The organism is Fibrobacter sp. UWR4, assembly GCF_003149045.1.
Taxonomy (GTDB): Bacteria; Fibrobacterota; Fibrobacteria; order Fibrobacterales; family Fibrobacteraceae; genus Fibrobacter.
In genome coordinates this window covers 83,483-105,955 of sequence record NZ_QGDU01000007.1, presented here as the reverse complement: position 1 = coordinate 105,955, position 22,473 = coordinate 83,483, and the positions used below count along the sequence as shown (strand labels likewise).

At 47.6% G+C, this 22,473-nt stretch carries 17 protein-coding genes; 13 read left to right on the top strand and 4 right to left on the bottom strand.

Annotated features, from left to right (window positions below):
- Window positions 1–18: 18 nt before the first annotated feature.
- Window positions 19–1,707, top strand: a complete 1,689-nt coding sequence (locus BGX12_RS04400) for a hypothetical protein (RefSeq protein ID WP_109734875.1) — start codon at window positions 19–21, stop codon at window positions 1,705–1,707.
- An 84-nt stretch (window positions 1,708–1,791) separates the two neighbouring features.
- Here the strand turns inward: BGX12_RS04400 and dnaA are convergent, their stop codons facing one another.
- Complete coding sequence (dnaA, locus tag BGX12_RS04395) at window positions 1,792–3,114, bottom strand: chromosomal replication initiator protein DnaA (protein ID WP_109734874.1); 1,323 nt, start codon at window positions 3,112–3,114, stop codon at window positions 1,792–1,794.
- A 254-nt stretch (window positions 3,115–3,368) separates the two neighbouring features.
- Here dnaA and BGX12_RS04390 point away from each other — a divergent pair, with 254 nt between their 5' ends.
- The 9 genes from BGX12_RS04390 to BGX12_RS04350 all read left to right on the top strand — a co-directional run bounded on the left by BGX12_RS04390 (window position 3,369) and on the right by BGX12_RS04350 (window position 13,680).
- Window positions 3,369–3,929, top strand: coding sequence for a hypothetical protein (locus BGX12_RS04390; protein ID WP_109734873.1), 561 nt, complete (start codon window positions 3,369–3,371; stop codon window positions 3,927–3,929).
- Window positions 3,922–5,043, top strand: coding sequence for a squalene/phytoene synthase family protein (locus BGX12_RS04385; RefSeq protein ID WP_109734872.1), 1,122 nt, complete (start codon window positions 3,922–3,924; stop codon window positions 5,041–5,043). The genes BGX12_RS04390 and BGX12_RS04385 overlap by 8 nt, the downstream gene beginning before the upstream one ends.
- On the top strand, window positions 5,043–5,615 hold the full coding sequence (gene lspA / locus BGX12_RS04380; RefSeq protein WP_109734871.1) for a signal peptidase II: 573 nt from the start codon (window positions 5,043–5,045) through the stop codon (window positions 5,613–5,615). The genes BGX12_RS04385 and lspA overlap by 1 nt, the downstream gene beginning before the upstream one ends.
- A gap of 340 nt (window positions 5,616–5,955) precedes the next feature.
- On the top strand, window positions 5,956–6,804 hold the full coding sequence (locus BGX12_RS04375) for a hypothetical protein (protein WP_109734870.1): 849 nt from the start codon (window positions 5,956–5,958) through the stop codon (window positions 6,802–6,804).
- A gap of 38 nt (window positions 6,805–6,842) precedes the next feature.
- Window positions 6,843–8,126 (top strand): RluA family pseudouridine synthase, encoded by a 1,284-nt coding sequence (locus BGX12_RS04370; protein WP_109734869.1) that lies wholly within the window; start codon window positions 6,843–6,845, stop codon window positions 8,124–8,126.
- Window positions 8,127–8,219: 93 nt separating this feature from the next.
- Window positions 8,220–9,722: a UDP-N-acetylmuramate--L-alanine ligase gene (murC, locus tag BGX12_RS04365; RefSeq protein WP_109734868.1), complete on the top strand. Its 1,503-nt coding sequence runs from the start codon at window positions 8,220–8,222 to the stop codon at window positions 9,720–9,722.
- A 41-nt stretch (window positions 9,723–9,763) separates the two neighbouring features.
- Entirely contained in the window at window positions 9,764–10,921 is a 1,158-nt protein-coding gene (locus tag BGX12_RS16005; protein ID WP_109734867.1) for a diguanylate cyclase domain-containing protein, read from the top strand.
- 96 nt (window positions 10,922–11,017) lie between these two features.
- A complete protein-coding gene (locus tag BGX12_RS04355; protein WP_109734866.1) occupies window positions 11,018–12,328 on the top strand; it encodes a hypothetical protein in 1,311 nt (436 codons plus the stop codon).
- A gap of 8 nt (window positions 12,329–12,336) precedes the next feature.
- Window positions 12,337–13,680 carry a hypothetical protein gene (locus tag BGX12_RS04350; RefSeq protein ID WP_109734865.1) on the top strand — a complete coding sequence of 448 codons (1,344 nt, stop codon included), beginning with the start codon at window positions 12,337–12,339 and terminating at the stop codon, window positions 13,678–13,680.
- A 13-nt stretch (window positions 13,681–13,693) separates the two neighbouring features.
- Here the strand turns inward: BGX12_RS04350 and BGX12_RS04345 are convergent, their stop codons facing one another.
- From BGX12_RS04345 to BGX12_RS04335, 3 genes are all read right to left on the bottom strand, one after another.
- Window positions 13,694–14,716: an agmatine deiminase family protein gene (locus BGX12_RS04345; protein WP_109734864.1), complete on the bottom strand. Its 1,023-nt coding sequence runs from the start codon at window positions 14,714–14,716 to the stop codon at window positions 13,694–13,696.
- 224 nt (window positions 14,717–14,940) lie between these two features.
- On the bottom strand, window positions 14,941–15,807 hold the full coding sequence (locus BGX12_RS04340; RefSeq protein WP_109734863.1) for a carbon-nitrogen hydrolase: 867 nt from the start codon (window positions 15,805–15,807) through the stop codon (window positions 14,941–14,943).
- A gap of 42 nt (window positions 15,808–15,849) precedes the next feature.
- Window positions 15,850–16,956: a DUF2914 domain-containing protein gene (locus tag BGX12_RS04335; protein ID WP_109734862.1), complete on the bottom strand. Its 1,107-nt coding sequence runs from the start codon at window positions 16,954–16,956 to the stop codon at window positions 15,850–15,852.
- A 78-nt stretch (window positions 16,957–17,034) separates the two neighbouring features.
- Here BGX12_RS04335 and BGX12_RS04330 point away from each other — a divergent pair, with 78 nt between their 5' ends.
- The 3 genes from BGX12_RS04330 to BGX12_RS04320 all read left to right on the top strand — a co-directional run bounded on the left by BGX12_RS04330 (window position 17,035) and on the right by BGX12_RS04320 (window position 22,450).
- The gene (locus BGX12_RS04330) at window positions 17,035–18,729 is read left to right on the top strand and encodes a proline--tRNA ligase (RefSeq protein ID WP_109734861.1); all 1,695 of its coding nucleotides are present in this window, start codon (window positions 17,035–17,037) and stop codon (window positions 18,727–18,729) included.
- Between the two features lie 44 nt (window positions 18,730–18,773).
- On the top strand, window positions 18,774–20,057 hold the full coding sequence (gene glyA / locus BGX12_RS04325) for a serine hydroxymethyltransferase (RefSeq protein WP_109734860.1): 1,284 nt from the start codon (window positions 18,774–18,776) through the stop codon (window positions 20,055–20,057).
- A 212-nt stretch (window positions 20,058–20,269) separates the two neighbouring features.
- Window positions 20,270–22,450, top strand: a complete 2,181-nt coding sequence (locus BGX12_RS04320) for an FISUMP domain-containing protein (RefSeq protein ID WP_109734859.1) — start codon at window positions 20,270–20,272, stop codon at window positions 22,448–22,450.
- Window positions 22,451–22,473: the final 23 nt, after the last annotated feature.

The following is a 22,473-nucleotide window of genomic DNA, read 5'->3' as shown; positions in this document are numbered from 1 at the left end:
AATATCTAAATTCGCTGTATGAAATTTGAATTTCTGAAAATTGCATGCGCCTTTGCTCTGACTGCTTCTTCCAGCATTTTTGCTGCAGGGGAGGCCCCGTCGGAATATTTCGACTGCTGGCTGGAACAACCTTCTAACATTGTGCCCTCTGAACGCGCCCGTATTGGTGCCGACAAGAAGGACGTTAACGTTTGCGGCTGCTACCGTGTGAGCGAAAAGGCTGGCGAACCGAGACAGGTGACCAAGGTTTATAGCATTCCCAAGCCACGCGTGACTGACTGCTCCGGAGAATCCTGCAAGAACGAAATGGCAATGAAGCAGTGTATTGACTATGTTCAGGCTGCAACTGCTACTTTGAGAGATTTCGGTGTAGGCCATAGAATGGAAGGTTCCATTGCCACAAGTTTCGATGGTGATGGCTGGATGGCTACTCCTTTCGGTGAATACTACGAAAAGCATGCCGAAAAGGCCGACGATATCGACTGTTTCTTCAATATCCATGAACGTCCCAACGCGCCTGTAGACAATCGTCTCCATCCGGAAAACTTCGCATTCTCCGGTATGCCCAAGAAGATGGTTCCTTCCGCACTGGGCCGCTTTACCGACTATAGCGATATCCGTTGCCTGGATAACGGGGAATTGACTGGCTTCTCCTTCAATGGCTACAAGGAAAACCTCCGTCATGTGGACAAGGAAGGCCGCCTTCAGGGTGAAGAAATCGGCTATCTGAACGATCCCTCCTACCCGAAGCAGCAGGATGCCAAGTGGGGCCAGGTGATCTGGACATCCAACCACAAGAATGGCATGCGTGAAGGCTTGTCTTATTTCTACAAGTCCAGCATTATGGATGGTAGCGACAAGAATTACTACTTCAAGCATCTCGAAGTTCCTTATAAGCAGGGCTATAAGGACGGTACCGCACATATTATTGCCGATAATGGCTTTGTGATGGCCGATGTCCCTCTGAAGCGTGATGGTATTCACGGCCGTATGACGGTGAACAATCCCTTCAAGAAAAAGAAGATAACCCTCACCTTCAATGCCAACCAGCTGGAAGGCTTTGTTGACTTTGGGGACTTTGGTGGCGTGTACCACAATGGTCTTCCCAATGGCCTCTTTACTTTCTGGGCTATTAAGGATTCCTGCTACCAGTGGATGCCCGGTGAAACCGTCTGCTATACTGAACGTATCCGTAAGACCCAGTGGGGCTCCTACAAGATGGGTAAGTTTAATGGCAAGATGGAATGCTGGGATGGCACCAAGGGTGGTGTAGATATTCTTTGCCCGGAACTTCCCGCAGATTCCCTGATTCCTGCTTCTGTCAGGGATTCCATTGCTAAGCTGGATTCCGCTGCCACAAAGGGTGATTCCGCCGCTATTGCCGCCGTTAAGGAAGGCAAGATCAAGGAAATGAAGGAAAAGGCTGAAAAGATTCGTGCAAATGCGGCCAAGGCCCGTGAGGCCGCCATGAAGGCTGAACTTGCCGCAAAGCAGGCCGAAGAAGAAGCTGCAAAGGCCGAAGCGGAAATCCTTGAACAGGAAAAGACAAGTGCCCCTGCGGCAGCTGCTCCTGCAGGAGAAACTCCCGAGGTAGAAAAGGCTGCTGAGGAGGCGCCTGCAAAGAATAAGAAAAACAAGAAGAAGGACAAAAAGTCGAAGAAAGACAAAAAGTCCAAGAAAGACAAAAAGTCCAAGAAAAAGAAGTAGTAAATAAAGAAAGCAGGTTGATACCTGCTTTTTTTTCGTCTTGAATAGACCCGGTCATGATGGTCACGACCGGGAAACTTGATGTTAGTCGTGAATGGAATTCTTCAAGCTTTCAATCAGGCGTGCAAAGCTCGGGTCTGTTTCCATTTCCTTCTTGATGCTCTTGATGGCGTGAACCACTGTAGAGTGGTCCTTGCCGCCAAAACGGGAGCCGATGCTCTGGAGGCTGATGGGGGAGCATTCGCGCATGAGGTACATGGCAACCTGGCGAGCCTTGGAAATTTCCTTGGTGCCGCGGCCTGTTTCGATGAGTTTTGCTTCGGGAACTTCGTAATGCTTGGAAACGGCGTGGAGAACGGCGTCGAGACTTACGCGGCGACGGAGGGTAGGAGCGATTTCTGCAACCACCTTCTGGGCGATGTTCATGTCGATGTCGTGATTCATCAGGCTGGACTGAAGAGTCAGCTTGATGATGGCGCTTTCCAGACAACGGACGTTGCTTGCGATATTTTCTGCAAGATAGTGAAGGATTTCGTCGCTGATTTCCAGGTGACGTTCTTCAGCCTTCTTGTGGAGAATTGCTTCGCGGGTTTCTACGTCAGGGGGCTGAATGTCGACGGTCAGGCCCCATGCGAAACGGCTCACCAGACGGTCGGAAAGATTCTTCACTTCTGCTGCAGGGGCGTCGGAAGTAAGCACGATCTGCTTGCCTGCCTGATGGAGTGCGTTAAAGATCAGGAAGAATTCATTCTGGGTTTCGTTCTTGCCGGTCCAGTTCTGAATGTCGTCCACCAGCAGGATGTCCACTTCGTTACGGTAGAAGTCGCTCATTTCGGTGATGCGCTGTTCGCGCAGGCACTTCATGTACTGCTGGGAAAAGTCTTCGGAAGTCAGATAGCACACGCGCTTGGTGGGATCTTCTTCCAGGATGTAGTTGCCGATAGCCTGCAGCAGGTGGGTCTTGCCAAGACCGGAGGAACCGTAGATGAACAGAGGATTGTACTGGGTTCCGTCGGGATTGCGGGCTACTGCAAGAGCTGCGTTGAATGCCAGCTGGGCCTTGTCGCCAGGCACGAAGTTTTCGAAACGGAAACTGCCGGAAAGGGGGACGCTGGGCTTCACAAAATCCTTGAAGGTGTTCTGGGAAGGGGACTGCTGGACAACGGCCTCCTGCTGCTGGAAATCGAATTCCATGGCACCTTCTTCGTGGCTCACTTCCTTCCATGCCAGTCCGATCAGAGCCTTGTAGGCGTTGTAGACACCTGCGTCCAGGCCGTTGGGAATGGAAATTACGGCGTGGCCTGTGGTCTGGCTAGAGAGCTTGGTCTGGGCAAAATAGGTCTTATAGACTGTATCAGACAGCATTCCACGGAGATAATTCAAACATCTTTCCCATTCGACGGACATGGCTTCTTCCTCTTCCTAGTTCAGCAAGTCGCTGAATTCAAATCTATCAACAATAGGTCTACAAATGTAGTAAAAGTTGAGTAAATTGTTGATAAGTTCGGCCCCTGAAGGTGAAAAAAAACAATTTTTTTACACTGATAGGCTCTCGTAACTCGTTGATACAAAAGAAGTTACTAATTTGAGCACCTTTTAGTCCCTTACGAGCGCCTGGATTCCCGAATCAACATCATCCGATTTCTATATTTGGCCTCGTTATGGATATTTTGGATACTTTGACGTATTGGTTTTGGATTCCCGTCCTTTTCTGGGTGGGTCTGTATTTCTGGTTCCATAGGGTGTCTTATCCCCTGTACATGAAAAAACTTGTGAAAAAGGGCAAAAAGTGGGCTTATGTTCCTCGTGTGCGCGCCTTTTACAAGTTGTTTGACCTGATTTTCACTCTGATCATGTCCGCTGTTTCTGCGTTGCCTGCAATATGGGTCGTTTACAACTGGACCGAAATGGAATGGTTCTATGGTTTTGCCGTTTCTCCGGTATTCCTGCTGGTGGGCGTGATTCTTTGCAAGATTGCACGGAAGAGTACCGCTAACATGTTCCAGTCTGCCTATTTCCTGGAATATCGCAGAGTTCGATACGAAAGTGAAATCAAGGGCAACTTCCGTAGCGAATCGGATGTGCAGAATCGAACCATCTGGAGCTTTACCAGGAAACTGAAAGAAGCCGAGGCGAAGGGGCGGTTGTGGAAGCTGGTTCATCTCATGTCCAAAACCAAGAAGATTCCACCTGACGTCTATGCGGAGACCATGTATGGCTAATATTTTGGAACAGGCTGGAATGGGCGAGGCCGTACTTTCCGGAAAGAAGGCCTGGAACTATGCGGAAGAAATCTTGCTGCAGGTTTCCCGCACTTTTGCGTTGAATATTAACGTCCTGAAGGGCAAGCTCCATAAGAGCATCCTCCTGGCGTATCTGTATTTGCGAATTGCGGATACGGTGGAAGACGATCCGGATATGAGCGCTTCTGAAAAGGAAGTGCTGCTGGATAAATTCGCAAGCATTTTTAAGACCGCGGAACTGAAGGACGAGGCTGTAGAGGAATTTGAATCGTCCCTGCCAGAAAGTTGGCGTGCCCGTGCGACAGAACCGTACTTTGATTTGTGCCTTCATACCCATGTGGTGGTCCCGCTGTTGAAGGAACTGCCGGAGGTGTATGCGGCTCCGGTCCGTGACGTGACTATCGAGATGTGCGGCGGCATGGCGAAGTTTGCCAAGCGCCAGGAGGCGGCCCTTAGTTCCGGATGGTTCACGCTTGAATCCATAGGCGACCTGGACGAGTACTGCTACTATGTGGCTGGTATCGTAGGTAAGCTGCTCACGCATCTGTTTGCTGCTGACACCTGCTTTATCAACGAGGCCCGTAAGGCTGAAATGCAGAAACTGGACGTCAGTTTCGGTCTTGCCCTGCAGGTTGCAAACATCGTGAAGGACTGCCGCGAGGACTCCGAACGTCGTGTTTGCTTTGTGCCCGAGGTAATCTGCCGCAGGCACGGATTCGCTCACTCCTATGATATGTTCGTCGATGCAAACGTAATCGCAGGAATGGCTGCGGATGATCGTGCCGACTTCGAGAAACGTCGCGCGGCCGTCATGGGTGAACTGGTCCAGAAGGCCTGGAGTCATCTGGATGACGCCATCGCCTATACCAAGCTTATTCCCAATATCAAGATGCGCACCCGTCTCTTCTGCCTGTGGCCGCTGTTCATGGCTGCCGAGAACATGAAGCTGATTGGTGATGGTTCTTCGATTTTCGCAAGCGACAAGAAAGTGAAAATTACCCGCGATACCGTGAAGCGAATCGTGACGTCCACCATGAAGCATTTCTACAGCGACAAGTGGATCAACAAGACCTATGCAGAGGTTAAGTCCTAATGAAGTTCTATAACAAGCTCCCGTTTCATATTGCAGTCATTATTTTCAGCATCGTTTCCGATCAGCTGACAAAGCTGTGGGCTTTGGCTCGATTCTCCAACGAAACTGGTGCTCCCAATCATGACATAATCAATGTGGTGGGCGAGTTCATCCGTTTTCAGTTGGTGTTCAATAAGGGAGCAGCCTTCAGTAGCCGTCCCCAGGATTTGATGCCCTTCCTGCCGCCTTGGTTGTTCTTCCTGCTCATCTCCATTGTGGCGGCTGTAGTGCTGTTCTGGTTCTACAAGTCCATCGATAAGCGAGACTACCTGAGCCGTCTTGGTATTGTCATGATTATCGGAGGCGCCATAGGTAACTTTATTGACCGCATGCGCCTCCAGATGGTGGTGGACTTTATCGACTGCGACTTGCCCGATTTTATCATGACTCGTTTCCCCACCTTCAATGTGGCGGATTCCTTTGTGACGGTGGGCGTGGCCTTTGTCCTTCTGTCTCCTTTCATCCTGAAGAAACTGCATAAGCAAATCAAGGAAGAGGAGAAGGCGAAGAAGGAAGCGAAGGCTATCAACTAGCGAAAAACTTTAAGATCGGACAAAAGAGGACTAAACTTTGCGATTTGCTGGTTTAGTCCTTTGTTTATTGTCTGCCTAAAGGACTAAATGCTCAAATAACTCAAAATGGTCCTTTGTCCTCGGTGGCGCAAAGGACTAAACTTTGAATTTTCGAGAAATAGTCCTTTCTTTGGCTTGACGTTGAAGGACTAAAAGTTGATTTTAATCCAAATGGTCCTTTTTTCCCGAAAGACGATGCAAGAATGATTTTTTGGTAAAATTTTAGACATAATTTGTACAAATGAGTGGTTTCCAACGTTTATATAAGTGACGCAAAAAACTATGTAAGCAAGGAGTTTCCATGAAAAGAATTTTCAAGGTGAAGAAGAACGAAATTCTCATCCCCCAGGAGCTGATTTCAAAAGATAAAATCCCGGCGCAGGTGAAATCCCGCATGGAGGAGCTAACGTGTTTAATCAACGAGAAGGTTGCCGCGTTGAGAAACGCTCCCGAGGGAAGACTCAGAATTTCAATGCAGAGGAAAAGCCAGAAACCCCACTATTATCACGTGACAGATGAAAATACAAATGGAACATATATCCCGATGGAGAATATGGAGTTGATCAAGGCCTTGGCGCAAAAGGGATATGATCAAAAGGTTTTAAAGGTTGCGAAAATGCAGTTGGCTATACTGGATGATTTTAATCGTCGGTATCAATCCAATGTCATTGAAGGTGTGTGGAATGGACTGTTTCGCGGAGACCTTGTAATTCCCGCGATTCTAGATGATGAATTATACGCTAGGTGTTGGAGTTCTATTCCTTTTGATGGTTTGACGCTTGATGAAGGAACCCCTTTCTTCAAGACGTCTGATGGTCGGTGCGTTCGGTCTAAATCGGAACTGATTATTGCGGAGACTTTAATCAGGATGAATATTCCCTTCAGGTATGAATGTCCCAAAATGCTAGGTTCTGTTCGTGTCCATCCTGATTTTATATGCCTAAATGTAAGGACGCGAAAGGAAATTGTCTGGGAGCATTTTGGAATGATGGATAATCCTGATTATGCAGTTGGCATGGTAAAAAAGATGGACTCGTACCAGAAACATGGTTTTACCATCGGGGTGAATTTTATTTGTACAATGGAGACCAGCAAAAGCCCAATAAAACCTGAAATGGTAAAGCTTTACGTCGAAAAATTTTTGCTGTAATTTTTGCGACTCTTGACTTTTGCTATCTTTAGCCTCGTATGAATTATCTCGTAGACGAAAAGAAGAGTGGCGAACGCATCGATAAATTTTTGACCGGCGTTCTGGAGAATGTTTCCCGTACGGATGTGCAGAAGATGATTGCTGCAGGCGAAGTGAAGGTGGGTGGGGTTGCCACTCCCAAGAACTTCCGTGTGGAAACGGGAATGGTGGTGGTCTGTGGCGAAATTCCCGAAAAGGAAGCCTCCACTTTGGAACCTCAGGAAATTCCCCTGGATATCGTCTACGAAGATGACGACATTGTGGTGATTAACAAGCCCCGCAACTTGGTGGTTCATCCTGGCGCTGGTGTGAAGGATGGAACTCTGGCCAACGGCCTCCTGTACCATTTCAAGGAAAATCTTTCCACGATTAACGGCGCTCTCCGTCCGGGTATTGTCCATCGCTTGGACAAGGATACCCCGGGTCTTATGGTGGTTGCAAAGAACGATAACGCCCACCGTCACCTGGCTCATCAGCTGGAAACCCGCACTCTGCACCGCACTTATAACGCCTTGGTGTGGGGTAGCCCTCGTGATCTTGAAGGAACCGTTGACGCTCCCATCGGGCGTAATCCCAAGAACCGTCTGAAGATGGCTGTGGTGGATGGCGGTAAGGAAAGCCGCACCCATTTTGTTGCCAAGAAGTTCTTTGCTTTTGCAACACTTCTGGAATTGCAGCTGGAATCCGGTCGTACTCACCAGATTCGTGTCCATAGCCGCTATATGGGCCATCCCGTTGTTGGCGATCCGCTGTATGATGGTCGCGACGGATGTTTGAACCGTGTACCGCCTCTTCTCCGCGAAGTGGCTGAAAAGGTTCTGGAAATCGCTCCTGCCCAGTTATTGCAGGCGGTAAAAATTGAACTGATTCATCCTACCACTGGCAAGAAGATGAAGTTCAAGGTCCCTCTGGAAAAACCTTTCGATCAAGTTCTGAAACTTTTGAAGAAGGAATGCCCTGCTGACGCTCCTGTCTTTGATGAAGAAGAAGGCTTCCGCGATTTCGATCCGGAAATGCGCTTTGAAGGCGAACCGGATTTCATTGATGAATATGAAAGCGATGAAGTCCTTGCTTTGCTTCCTGAAGAAGCCTGCCCTTACAAGGAACGTAAGACTCGTGCCGAACGCCTGGCAGAACGTAAGGAACGTGCCGCCGCCCGTAAGGCCAAGGCTGCCGAACGTAAGCTCATCAAGCAGATGAAGGCCGCCCGCAAGAAGGGCGTCGCCAAGGAAGACTTCGTGGAACCCGGTTACGAACCCACAATTGATCCTAATTTGCTATAATGGAGAGAGACTAGAAACTAGAAATTAGAGGCTAGGGATTGTAAGTGTGAAAACTCTAGTCTCTAGCCCCTAGAACCTAGTCTCTAAGTGACTATGTATTCTTACTTTTTTATTGGTGTTGCTGGTGTTGGCATGAGTGCCATTGCCCAGTACTTGTCTGGCCGCGGTGTTGAAGTTCGTGGATCCGACCGTCAGTTTGGTGAATTCCTGGCAGGCAACTGCGAGAAGCCCCGTGTGATGGAACAGCTGGAGGAATGTGGCATCAAGTGCTTCGCCCAGGACGGCTCCGGTATTTCCGCCGACTTGTCTGCAGTTGTTGTAAGCACCGCTATCGAAGATACCAATCCGGATTTGAAGCGTGCCAAGGAACTTGGAGTTCCTGTAATGCACCGCAGCGAAATGCTGGCTAAGATTTCCAAGGAAGCTAAGACCATTGCGGTTAGCGGCACCAGTGGAAAATCTACTGTCACCGCTATGATTTACCACATTTTGCAGTACGCCGGATTGCAGCCTTCTGTAATGACTGGCGCTGGCCTTGTGAACCTGCAGAAGGAAGGCAAAATCGGTAACGCTGTCAGCGGTTCCGGCGAATGGCTGGTGGTAGAAGCGGACGAGAGCGATGGAACTCTGGTCCGCTACGAACCTGAGGTCGGCCTCATCCTGAATGTGGACAAGGACCACAAGGAAATGAGTGAACTGCAGGAAATTTTCGGCAAGTTCCGCAGCAACATTTTGAATAACGGCAAGACTTTGATTGTGAACGATGCCCACCCGCTGGCAAAGCCTTTCAGCCAGGATCGTCATAACGATTTCGGTACCGAAAGCTATGTGGGCGTCCAGGGCATTGACTTCCGCACCGAAGGCCCGTCCATCATTTTCCGCTGCCGCCACAATAATGAACTGGTGAAGTTTACGGTGCCGCTGCCGGGCCGCCACAATATGGAAAATGCCCTGGCTGCAACCGCAGCGGCGCTCCAGGCCGGCGTTTCCCTCCGCACCTGCGCCGACGCCCTTAGCACTTTCCCGGGAGTGTTCCGCCGTCATCAGATTCTTGGAACCTTCAATGGCGTGACTCTGGTGGATGACTTCGCCCATAATCCTGCAAAGATTTCTGCCAGCATCAAGAGCGCCCAGAGTTTTACTGCGGGTCGCGTACTTGCCTGGTTCCAGCCTCACGGATTTGGTCCCACACGTTTCCTGCGCAACGACCTGGTGGAATTCATCAATAAGGCGTTGCGCAACCCTGGCGTTACCCAAGCCGCCGCGGATTCTACCTGCGATAAGTCCGCGGCAGTTTCCTCTGGCAATGCGGCCTCTGGCGAACAAACCGCGGAAAACTGCGCCGCCGATTCCATGTACTTCAGCGAAATCTACTACGCTGGCGGTACCGTGGTCCGTGACATTTCTGCAGGTGACCTGGCCAACGACTTGGTTGCCCTTGGCTCCGATGCGGTCTATATTGAAAATCGAGACGAATGCGCTGCTGCAATGGTCAAGGCTGCACAGCCTGGTGACACCATCCTCCTGATGGGTGCCCGCGACCCCAGTCTGGAAAAGTTCGCCCAGAGCGTCCAGAAATTGTTGGAAGCTAAGTAAAAGACGGATAATTATTATCTTATTGTCAGGAAATTTGAAAAATGGATTTTTCGCTCACAAGTATTTATGTCGCAAACGGCCTTGGTGCTGTTTTGACTGCCGTCATCCTGGCGGGTAACTTGTGGCGCGTCCAGTCCCGTAATTCCGAGAATGTGGCAATTCTTGTGTTGCTGGTTCTTACTCTGCTGAACTGTCTGGTGGATCCCTGTGTTTTCACCAGCGACGGTCTCCTGGGGGATCTTCCTGAATACGTCAATAGACTGGGAAATGCCTGGCTTTATACTTCCAACATGTTCTGCGCGTTCCTCTGGTTATTCTTCCTGACAAAACATTCTTGCGGAGGAATTTCAAGAACGCATTTGAATGTGTTAATCGCACTCCTGGTGCTTGGTTCCGCCGGAATTGTGATCAATGCTTTCAGCCCGTTTATCTACACTTTCGATTCCAATAATGTCTATCAGAGACTTTGGGGATATTGGGTCTATACGGTCATTGATTATGGGATGACGCTGGACAGTATCGTCCTGTACTTCCTGTGCCGAAAAAAGAGTGGGGTGTTGAAGTATTTCCCCATCTGGATGTATTTGATTCCTCTGATGATTGGTACTGCCGTACAGACAATGTTCTTTGGGTTGTCCCTGATTTCTGCAAGCCTTGCAGTTTCCATGGCAGGTGTTTTCTCCAGCTTGCAGAATGAGTTGATTTTCAGGGATCGCCTGACAGGCCTTTACAACCGCGTCTATCTGGATTTCCATCTGAAGGCTTTCCTGAATCTTCGTAAGATGGCTGTGACAGGGATGATGCTGGATATGAATTCCTTCAAGAAAATCAATGATAATTTTGGACATTCCGTAGGCGATGACGCTCTGGTGAACATGGCAAAAATCCTGCAGATTTCTGTAGGCAATTCAGGTGTTGCTATTCGTTATGCCGGTGACGAATTTATCATCCTGCTGAATACTCGTGAACAGTCCGTGGTGGATTCTTGCATTAACTCCTTGAATCGTAATCTTGAAAAGTTCAATTCGTCTTCCAAGGCGCCCTATAAACTTTCCGTTTCTTACGGTCAGGGCTTGCTGGATTTGCAGGGACACACCATCGATGAATTTATTAAGACTCTAGACGATAATATGTACGAAAGCAAGAAGGCCTATTATGCCACCAATAGACCTGCTGATCGTCGTGGATTCCGCCGCTAAAAACGTCTTAGTTGGACTTGACCATAATAAATAATTAAGGATTTATTTGACAAAATGGCATGTAGTCTCCGATAAATAAATCGGAGGTTTATTTTTATGTTCAGAAAAGTCATTAAATTCAATGCTTTTGAAAAATTTGGTATAGTTGAAAAAGAACCTCGAGCGAGCGCTGTTATTGAGGAATATCCAAAACCAAATAATTTTACACGCTTGTTTTTTCAAATAGAAGGTTTTCTTAAATCGACATCTTTATCTGAATCGTTGAAAAAAATCCTAAATCAGCCTTGTCCCGAAATACTGGATTTTTTAAATGGAAAGCCTTACTTAATAGAAAAATGTTCTTTTAAAGTACAGTCCTATAGAGATGTTTTCCCGTCCGAAGCAACAGCGCGTCAAATTGCGCAAATGATGGTTCAGAATCATAGTCCGTTTATTGAAATACTTGAATTTTTTGATGATTGTGATCAACCTGATTTTGTAAGCTGTGAAATAAAGGAAAAAACATGTGGAATATCGAATTATAAAATTGATATTGACGTGACATCAAGACAGAAAGTTTGCTTTGATATCCATTTTGATTTAATCATTCAGTTGAAAAATAGAATCCAGAGTGTTCGTCCCGAATTATTTCTTACTCCAACGCCAGTTCCGTCAAACATCAAATTTTATTCATATCTGAAGACAGTGCTGGAACATCCGGGGAAACTGTACATTACCGACAAAGATTGCTTGAAAATGAAAAATCGCTGTATAGAAGATTCTGAAAATGCATTTATGCATGAGTTTAAGGAATACTTCAAAAAGGGATCCTTTGTTGAGTATTTCAGGATTGTTCAAAAGGAATGCAATGATTCAATATGGAAATCAAAATTTGATTTCTTTTCTCAGCTTGAAAATTATGGATTTGCTTACAGTAAGGACCGACTGGTTTACAGGACTTCTGTTGGCAATGAAAGTGATTTCTATTTAAGGGTGGATATGTCGCTGACAATGAATTCTTTGTTGTTAGAGGAACGGCTGATGGAGTTGGTGAGTGAACTTGATGCTAGGATCGTAAAGATCAATGAATGTTTGCTTACAAAGAAAAATTTCAATGCTGCATCCAGGAATCTGCACGTTTGCTTTCATCACCCTTCCTTAACTCCAAACGAAAAGGATTCCTCCTTCGTTCAGGAAAAGAAAAATTTTGTCGACCGAATGCAATTGTTGAAAAATGGTTTGCAATCGGCTTTGCATTATTTAAAAAGAGAAGTATGGAATGTAAGGAAATGTACACCCATTGAACATCTCGGAAATAAAATTTTAAAAACCATGAGGCTGGATCCGATAATATATACAGAAAGCGAAATCCCTGTGCTGAAAAAGTACGCCTGTCAAATCGTCAGTGGGCTTTTGCTTGAAGTATAGAGGTTATAATGGCTAGAGTTTCATTTAAATACAATGTCTTTAAAAATCAGGGGTACAAAAACCGAGAACGAAACTGTTCTGCTCCCATTCGTTTTTTAGAAAAATCCGATGGAACCCTTTTTCTTGGCACTTTTGAACATTATATGGATCTGGTGGATGCCAATCCTAATATCTTCAATTTTCCCCCTCTGGTCTTTGAAACCACAGGCTTTTTTGCATCCGACAGTTATCAAAAAGTTTGCGAAAGTCTGGCGTGTCGAAAATGTGAAGGCCTCAATGAGTTCCTGGATGGCAGACCGGTCATTTTAAGGAAGAATGTTTTTGCCATTCAAAGTTACGGTAGCCTTTTCCCGGACAAGGAATCTGCGAAACGTTGTATTGCAAGGATGATGAAGCCGGGGAGTCCCTATTTTCAAATTGAACCGCTGTTTGATGGTTTGTTTCCTCAAGAAGCTCAAATTCTTGAAGATTCCGTAAAGGTGTTGAACTTTACGAGAGATAAACGACCTGGAGATGACCTTGTCCATTTTCTGGTTCGCTTTGATATGGAAGTTCGCCTGACAGATGTGTTTGATCCTCTGGACAAGTCCTTGTTGAAAGAACCTTTTTGCATGGAAAATGATAGGAAATTTTATAACCTTGCAAGAACCTTGAACGACAACCTGGATCACTTCTACTTTGTTGAACACTTGAATGCGGTGATGTTCAAGAATGAGACTGAGGAAGAATCTGACCGAACTTTTTGTCTGGAATTCCAGCACTATTTGGCGAAATATTCTGTGGGCGAGTATGTGAAAATTCTTTACCCTCTAATAAACTCCTCTGACTGGAGAAAAAAACTGGAGTTCTGGAATGCCCCTGAAAAGTTTGACTTCAAGAAGCCGGTTTATTCTTTTGTGCATTTAGGGACAAGTCATTATTCCTATGAAGTTCCAAACCGAACTTGTCAAAATGTGCTAAACCTTCTGATAAGATGGTATATGGATGAAAACCTCATGAAAAACTTGAAAAAGTTCTGTGAGTTAATTGAAAAAAAGACGATGCAAATGATTTTTTCCCGTATGCCTTACTCGATTCAAGTTGAACAAACATCCTTTAGCGCCCATATAAGGGATGTTCGTACTATTCAGGATTTAGAAGTGCATTGCCACCATGTTTTCGATGCCATGAAAAATCTTCATGATTATTTTGAACAGGAAGTAATTGCCAAGGAGGAAACTTTCTTTGAGCATGTTTCTCGTCTTGTTCTGGAGCAAGTCAAGCTGAATCCGTTGGATTATATGGAATCGGAAAATCCGTTCATTAAAAAATTAGCTACCGCCTGTGTCAACGGTAGCTATTATGGGGAATAATATCGCCTAAGCTTTATTTGCTTTCGTGCTTGCTCATGCAGTGCAAGCTGCCGCCTTCCTCGATGACGGTACGGCAGTCAATGCCGATGACCTTCAGCTTGGGGAACACGCTTTCGAAGTACTTCTGGGCGATTGCATCCTTCGGGCTCTTGTACTTGGGGAAGATAAGAGCGCCGTTGGCGTGGATGTAGTTCATGTAGCTGGCCGGGAGAATCTGGCCGTCGTCAAGAACACGCTGGGGCGGGAGAGGCAAGGTGTCCACCTTGGCCTTCTTGCCGTAGTGAGCCTTCATGAATTCTTCGATGAGGAACTTTGCTTCGGCGAGGATGGGGGTGTTGGGACTCTTCTTGGAATCTTCCCAGCACATGACCACACGATCCTTGGCAACGAAACGGGCGACGTTATCGATATGGCCGTCGGTGTGGTCTCCGTGGAGACCGTGGGGGAGGACCAGCAAGGATTTGAGGCCGAATGCGTTGCAGATAGACTTGATGACCTTGGAAAGATCCTTGTCTGCGTTACGGTTCTTGCCGATGAGGCAGTCCAGAGTGGTAATGCCCAGACCATTGCCGTTGACTTCGATGGCGCCGCCCTCAAAGATGTAGGGAACGCTCTTGTCCATTTTGTAGCCGAAGGCTTCCGCGATGGTTTCGGGAATCTTGTCGTCGTGATTCCAGGGAGGGAACTTGGCGCCCCAGGCGTTGAACTGGGTCTGGGAAATGACAGTCTTGTCGCCCTTCTTCATGAAGAAAGGACCGTAGTCACGGATCCAGATGTCGTTGGTCTTAATGAAGATGACGCTCACCGGGAAGGGACGGTCTGCAATGGCGAACTTTTCTTCGAAGGTCAGAAAGTTCTTGCTAGGAACCAGGACGTTCACCGGCTGGAATTCGCTGATGGTGCGGATGAGGTTGATGTAGAACTTGCGAATGTTTTCACCACGTTCGCCGTACCAGTTCTTCTTATTGTGGGGAAAAGCCAGCCAAGTGGCTTCCTGTTCTTCCCATTCTGCGGGATAACGAATAGATGTTGCCATAAATGATTACTCAGAAAAAAATTAGAGGGTAGAAATTAGAGGGTGAAAATTAGAGACTAGAAATTAGAATCTAGAGATTAGGGTGTCGGGATGGTTCTGCCTGAGATATAAAGACGAAATATTCTCTAAAAAGAAAACACTTGCATCCATCTGCCCTAGCCCCTAGAACCTAGTCTCTAGCCTCTAAAAAGCCCTAGTCCCTAGAACCAAGCCCCTTGCCCCTTTTAATCCTCGCACCAGATTTTCAAGATGTCGCCGTACAGGTCAACGCGGCGGTCGCGGAAATGGGGCCACCAGCGACGATTGAATTCGGTTTCACCCAGGTCGATTTCCACAATGGATGCACCCAAAAAATCGGTGTCGCATTTCTTGATGAGGTAGCCATCCGGAGCAGCCACAAAGCTTGTGCCCCAGAAGGTCAGCTCCCCTTCGGTACCGATGCGGTTGGCGGAGAGAACGAAGGTGCGGTTTGCGATGGCGTGGCCCCGCATGACGGTGGTCCAGCTATCCTGTTGACGGGGGTAAAGTTCTGCAGGTTCAGATTTCATCCAGCCGATTGCGGTGGGGTAGATCAGAAGGTCTGCTCCCTTCAGGCTCATAATGCGGGCCGCTTCCGGGAACCACTGGTCCCAGCAAATCAGAACGCCGATCTTTCCTGCGGAAGTCTTGATGGGTTCAAAACCGGTGTCGCCGGGGATGAAGTAATACTTCTCATAGAAGGCGGGGTCGTCGGGAATGTGGCTCTTGCGATAGAGACCTGCGATGCTTCCGTCACGTTCAAAGACAAAGGCGGAATTGTGGTAGATTCCGCGGGCGCGCTTTTCAAAGAAGGGGAAAACCACTACGGCGCCTAATTCGCGAGCGATGTCTTGCCATTCCTTCACGATGACGTCGTCCTTTTCGATGGCCATGTCAAAGAAGTCTGCGTTTTCTTCAAACGGGAAGTAGGGCGTGTGGAACATTTCCGGGAGAACGAGAATATCGATTCCCTGGCCCTTCAGCTTCAAAGCTTCGGCCTTGTACCATTCATTGTTGGACTTGGTATCACCAGTCCATTTGCCTTGGAGAGTAGCGGTCTTAATTTTCTTCATGCCTTAAATGTAGAATTTTAATAAGACCGTCAAGAAATTTTATTACTGGATTGTGTCCTGAACGATACCTGTTTCGGATTCCCCGGCAAAGATATCGAATGTCATGGATCCAATCACGGCTCCATTACGGTAGGCTGTTTCTACGCGATATTTTCCCGGAGGGGCGTTCTTCTTGCGGGAATAACTACGGTATCCTTCATCGCGACCGCCCTGGAGGACCATACGTTCTGAACTTATTTTATCTACAAGTTTGAACTTTCCTGTACGAGGGTCTGCATAGTACCAGCGATATTCAATTTCTGCCTTTAGATCCGTGGGGGCGTAGACGGAAGACACAAAGTAAATCATGGAATCATCGCCCTTATGGACACTGGGGGCTACAAGTCCGACTTTTTGCCAGAATGAGGGGGCGTCCTGTTCGCAGATGTATGTCTTGACATCAAGGTTCTTACAGGCGGCCTGTTCCTTCATCACAAGAGGAACAGGGGGAACCAGGTTTGCCATGTAGGAAATGATCAATAAAATGCAGATTACTGCCGGGGCAATCAGTACGTAGAAACGGTACTTTGAGATTTTCCATACCAAGGTGCAAACGCCAAAAGAAAGCAGCGTGCTAATAAAGAACCAGATAAATCCAATTCGGTTGACTAGGTGGGGAATGGCGAAGTTCAGGAACATGGTTCCCAACAGGCAGAACTGAGCCAAGCTAATGGCGAAACTTTCGTAGCGCTTCTGCAAAAATTCGTTACAGACCAGAAGAACCGCCAGAAGGACCACTAGGATGAATGTGGTAAAAGATCCACTGCTCTTGAAATAGCAGACTACCAGGGCGCTGAACATGCTGCCGAAGCAGAATTGAATTGCCCAGGAGAATTTTTGTTTCCAGGACTCGCTCCATTCGCGGTTTAGTAAGCCATGCTTCGTTGGGACGTCTTCGTCCATCGTTGCCGCATTATGAGCGGAAAGGAGGATGGTGATAATCAAGGCACCCAGGTAATAGGCGGCCAGGAAAAGGATGTCCAATCCATCAATACTTTGACCAAGGGTAATAGAGTCCCAGCTAAAACCTCCCAAAAAGGCTATTGCCGGGAAAAATTTCTCGATTTTCTGAACAAAAGGTTTTGCGCGGAGGTTATCTACGAATTGCATAGTTGAAAAATACAAAAAATTGCTACCTTTTAGCCCGAAAAATTTGTCTTACAATCCGTCTGGATTTAAAGGATCGTTATGAAACTCTCTAAGTACTTCTACGTCACGCTCCGCGAAACGCCCAGCGACGCTACCATGCCCAGCCACATCTTCCTGATGCGTGGCGGCTACATTAAGCCTCTCTCTACCGGTATCTACTCCATGATGCCTATCGGCTACCGCGTGATCCAGAAGATCACTAACATCGTCCGTGAAGAAATGAACAAGATCGGCGGTATCGAAGTGGACCTTCCGGTGGTTCAGACTGCTGACCTTTGGAGCGAATCTGGCCGTTACCAGGCTATCGGCGAAGAACTCCTCCGCTTTAACGACCGCAACAACCACAAGATGGTTCTGGCCATGACTCACGAAGAAGCCATGACCGATATGGCCCGCTACGTCCTGAACAGCTACAAGCAGCTGCCCTTCATGCTGTACCAGTTCAAGACCAAGTACCGTGACGAAGCCCGTGCTCGCGGCGGTCTGATCCGCGTTCGCGAATTTTTGATGAAGGACGCTTACAGCTTCCATTCTTCTCAGGAAGACCTGGACAAGCATTACCAGGAAGAATATGATGCATACCTCCGTATTTACCGTCGCGTGGGTATTGAACCGGTGGTGGTGCAGAGCGATACCGGCATCATGGGCGGTAAGGTCGCCCACGAATTCATGCTGGATACTCCCAACGGCGAAGACTACCTGATCCTCTGTAAGAAGTGCGGCTACCAGGCCAACCGTGAAATTGCAAAGTTTACCCGGGAAACCTACAAGGGCGATGCAAATGCAATGCCCGAAAAGGTTGAAACTCCTCACTGCCCGTCTATCGAGGAACTGAGCGCATTCTTGAAGATCGACCCAAAGTCCACCGCCAAGTGCGTATTCTTCGATTTCGAAGGCAAGCTCATTACCGTCATGGTTCCGGGCAACCTGGACGTTTCCGAAATCAAGCTCCACAACCTGCTGAAGGCCAAGGAACTTTACCCGGCAGACGATGCTCTCATCAAGTCCTGCGGTATGGTGCCGGGCTTTGCTAGCCCCATCGGCGCCCACGACACCCGCATCATCGTGGATGAGGCTCTGGCTGACGCTTGCGATCTCGTGATGGGTGCAAACGAAGAAAACTACCATCTGATGCACTGTACCCCGAAGCGCGACTTCCCGGCATTCGAAGTGGCCGACATCGCCGAAGCTCAGGGCGGCTGCAAGTGCCCCAACTGCGGTGAAGAACTTTCCGAAACCCGCGGTATCGAACTGGGTAACATCTTCAAGCTGGGCACCAAGTTCTCTGAATCCATGGGTGCCAAGTACCTCACTGCCGAAAAGACTTCCGCTCCTGCCATCATGGGTTGCTATGGTATCGGTATTGGCCGCTTGATGGCTTCCGTTGTTGAAAACAGCCACGACGACTTCGGCCCCATCTGGCCCAAGTCCATCGCTCCCTTCCAGGTGGAAATTGTTCCCATCGGCAAGGAACCGGAACTGGTCGAACTGGCTGAAAAGTTCGAAGCAGAACTGGAAGCTAATGGCATCGACGTTCTTGTGGATGACCGTGACGAACGTCCGGGCGTTAAGTTCAAGGATGCTGACCTGTGGGGTTCCCCGGTCCGTATCGCTATCGGCAAGAAGGGTCTTGCCAACGGCGAAGTGGAATGGAAGTTCCGTAACGAAAAGGAATTCTCCATGGTCAAGGTGGAAGAAGTCGTTGCCAAGGCAAAGGCTTACTTCGCTGAATAAAATTTTTTGCTATTTTTACGCTTGTAAACTCAAAGGAGCTACTAATGCTTAAATCTACTCTGCAACAGACCGATCCGGCCATCTTTGACATCATTCAGGAAGAAGCCGAACGTCAGGAATATGGCATCGAATTGATCGCCTCCGAAAACTACACCTCCAAGGCTGTTATGGAAGCCATGGGCTCTGTGCTCACCAACAAGTACAGTGAAGGTTACGTTGGCAAGCGTTACTATGGTGGTAACGAAGTGATCGATAAGATGGAAGCTCTGGCCATCGAACGTTGCAAGCAGCTCTTTGGTTGCGAACACGCTAACATCCAGCCCCTTTCCGGTTCTCCGGCAAACGCTGCTGTCTACATGGGCGTCCTCAAGCCGGGTGACAAGGTTCTCGGCCTCAAGCTGGACCACGGTGGACACCTTTCTCACGGCCATCCGGTGAACTTCTCCGGTATGCTCTACAACTTCGTACAGTACGAAGTGGATAAGGAAACCGGCCGTATCGACATGGACAAGGTCCGTGAAATCGCTCTTAAGGAAAAGCCCCGCTTGATCCTCGCTGGCTTCTCCGCTTACAGCCGCAACCTGGACTGGAAGAAGTTCAAGGAAATCGCCGACGAAGTTGGCGCTCTCACCATGGCTGACATTTCTCACGTTGCTGGCCTCATCGCTGGTAAGGCTATCGAATCTCCGGTTCCTTACTTCGATATCGTCACCACCACCACCCATAAGACTCTCCGCGGTCCCCGTTCTGCAATCATCATGTGCAAGGACAAGATGATCAAGAAGATCGTCAAGGGGGAAGAAAAGGAAGTCTCCCTGCCCAAGGCAATCGACGCAGGTCTGTTCCCGGGTATGCAGGGTGGTCCCCATGACCACATCAACGCCGGTAAGGCAGTTGCATTCCTCGAAGCTCTCCAGCCAGAATTCCAGGCTTATGCCCAGAACATCATCAAGAACGCTAAGGCTATGGCCGACGAACTGATGAAGCTTGGCTACAAGATCATTTCCGACGGTACCGACAACCACCTCATGGTTGTGGACATGACTTCCAAGGGTATCGGTGGTAAGGATGCTGAAGTTGCCATGGAAAAGGTTGGCATCTCCTGCAGCCGTTCCACCATTCCGTTCGACACCCGCAAGCCCATGGATCCGTCCGGCGTACGTCTTGGCACCGCAGCCATCACTACCCGCGGCTTCGATGAAAACGATTCCCGCCTGGTAGCTCAGATTATCGACCGTTGCATCCAGAACAAGGACAACGAAGAAGGCCTGAAGGCTATCCGTCAGGAAATCATCGACCTCTGCAAGAAGCACCCGCTTTACGCTTAATTTTGCGTAGCAAAATTAAGCGTAATTATGAAGTATGAATTATTAATTATGAGACTTAGCTAGGCGGCTTCGCCGCGATTATAAATCTCATACATTATAATTCATAATTAAAAAAACGTTCGGCAGTAAAATTGCCGGACTTTTTTTTGTCGGGCCTTTTCTGTTTTTTTATTTATATTAAGAACATACGTTTTTAGGGGTAGGAGGTTCCCATGAAGAAATTCTGTTTACTCGGTGCAATGTCCATGCTGGCAATTCTATCCGCATGCTCTGACGATTCTTCTTCAAAGAACAGCCCTGTGGGGCCTGATGGTAATCCTTCTGGTATAGATGCGTTGTCCAGCGCTGATAACGGATTGGCTGAAAGTTCATCTTCGATCTCCACTGCCCCTGATACCGTGCGCTTTGATGCCTCTGGACTGACTGGCGAATTTACAGACTCCCGCGATGGTCATGTCTATAAGATTGTGAAAATTGGTAATCAAGTCTGGATGGCTGAAAATTTGACTTATGGTCATGATGATGTAGAATTAGCTGATTGTGGACAGTGGAGCGCGTATCCTTTAACCTGTGAACAGTATAATTCACAGATTCGTTTTGATTATTCCTGGGCCGAAATTGCAGATTCAGTGAATACCGGTTGTGGCGAAACCGATCGCGGCATTACTGTTAACGGAATACATTTGTCTAGTTGCCCGTTGGCAATGCCTTCACAAAGCGTTTGTCCTAATGGTTGGCATGTTCCTTCTGTCAAAGAATTGCAGACCCTTGTGGATTATGTTGGTGGCTCTAAAGTCGCTGGTGATGCGTTAAAATCTGCATCTGGTTGGAGTGGTGTGGCCAATGGTACAGATAAATATGGCTTCAATGTTAAGCCCTCCTATAGACCTATTGGGAAAGAAGAAACTTGCCTCTATTCTACGGAACAAAATGCTGATGGATCCTTCAAGGTTTTGTGCGTGACCGGTCAAAACGGTTATGCGGAATTTGTGGATACCAGAAGACAATGGAATGAGAAGGTGGTTCGTTGTATCCAGGGTGAGGGAAGGCATGGCCTTGATTACAAAGTGAATGTTGCCGAGAATACTTATGCGGGAATCTTTGGATCCATGACAGATCCTCGCGATGGTCAGATTTACAAGACTGTTGAAATTGGCGAACAGACTTGGATGGCTGAAAATCTCAAATACAACAATAAAGAATTTTATGAATACGAAGAAGTGATGGATGCGGAAGTCACCCACTGCTATTTGGATAGCCTTATTTGGGGGTGGGATTATGGCATGTGGAGTCCCTGTCCTGTAAAACAGCCTGTTCAGGGAATATGCCCCGAGGGGTGGCATCTGCCTACTTACGATGAATGGAGCCAATTATCAGCCTATGTTAGTGGTGTTGACTATTCTGATGATTTCGTCTCTAGTGATATTGCGGGTTACATGCTCAAGTCAACTTCTGGTTGGCCTAATGATAAAAATGGTATTGATGCATTTGGCTTTGGTGCTAATCCATCCAATGATAAATATGACGAACTCTATTTTTGGGCTGGAACCACTGGATTCACAGATTACTTCGGCAATGATTTTTTCGTAATTCAAGGAAAAGAAGCTCGAGTAGAAGCCTTATCAATAGAGGTCCCATGGAATGTCGCTGTTCGTTGTATCAAGGGAACAGGGAGCCATGAGCCTATGTCTTGGCCCTCTTATGAGGACGATGAACCTGAATCCAGTTCCAGCTCTGTCGCAGCCTATTCTGGTTCCTATGGTGAATTGAAAGATGATCGTGATGGAAATGTCTACAGGACCGTTAAAATCGGGAAGCAGACTTGGATGGCTGACAATTTAAAATTTGAAACAGCCGACGGAAAGAGTCTCTGCAATTGTGCTGATATGACATCCTGCGATAGCCGTGGTCGCCTTTATCCTTGGAAGTCTGCCCAAACCGCTTGCCCCTCCGGATGGCATTTACCTTCCTTGGAAGAAATGGAAGAACTTGTATCAGTGGCAGAAAAGGTTAAATACGATTTAGGTGGAAATATCGAAGTATCCAGTTTCCTGAAAGACACATCGGGTTGGGCGCATGTTCCAGGAAACAATTATCTTGGCTTTAGTGCGCTGCCGGCTGGATTTGGCTATTTAGATGTTGACGGAAATGCCTCTGAAGATTATTGCGGGGCAATCTTTAACTCTTCATTAAGTGAAGATCCAGAAAGTTTGGTTGATTATTGGACTTCTTCAGAGAATGCTGATGAAAAAACGCACGCTGCTCTCTTCCTTGATGAGGATAAATCTGAAAAATATGATCTTATCGCCTGGACTGATTTTACCGGTTTTGAAGGTGATGAGGCTGAATTTAACAGGCTTATGGCATTTGCAATCCGTTGCCTGAAGGACTAAAAAACATTCAAATCACTCTTGTG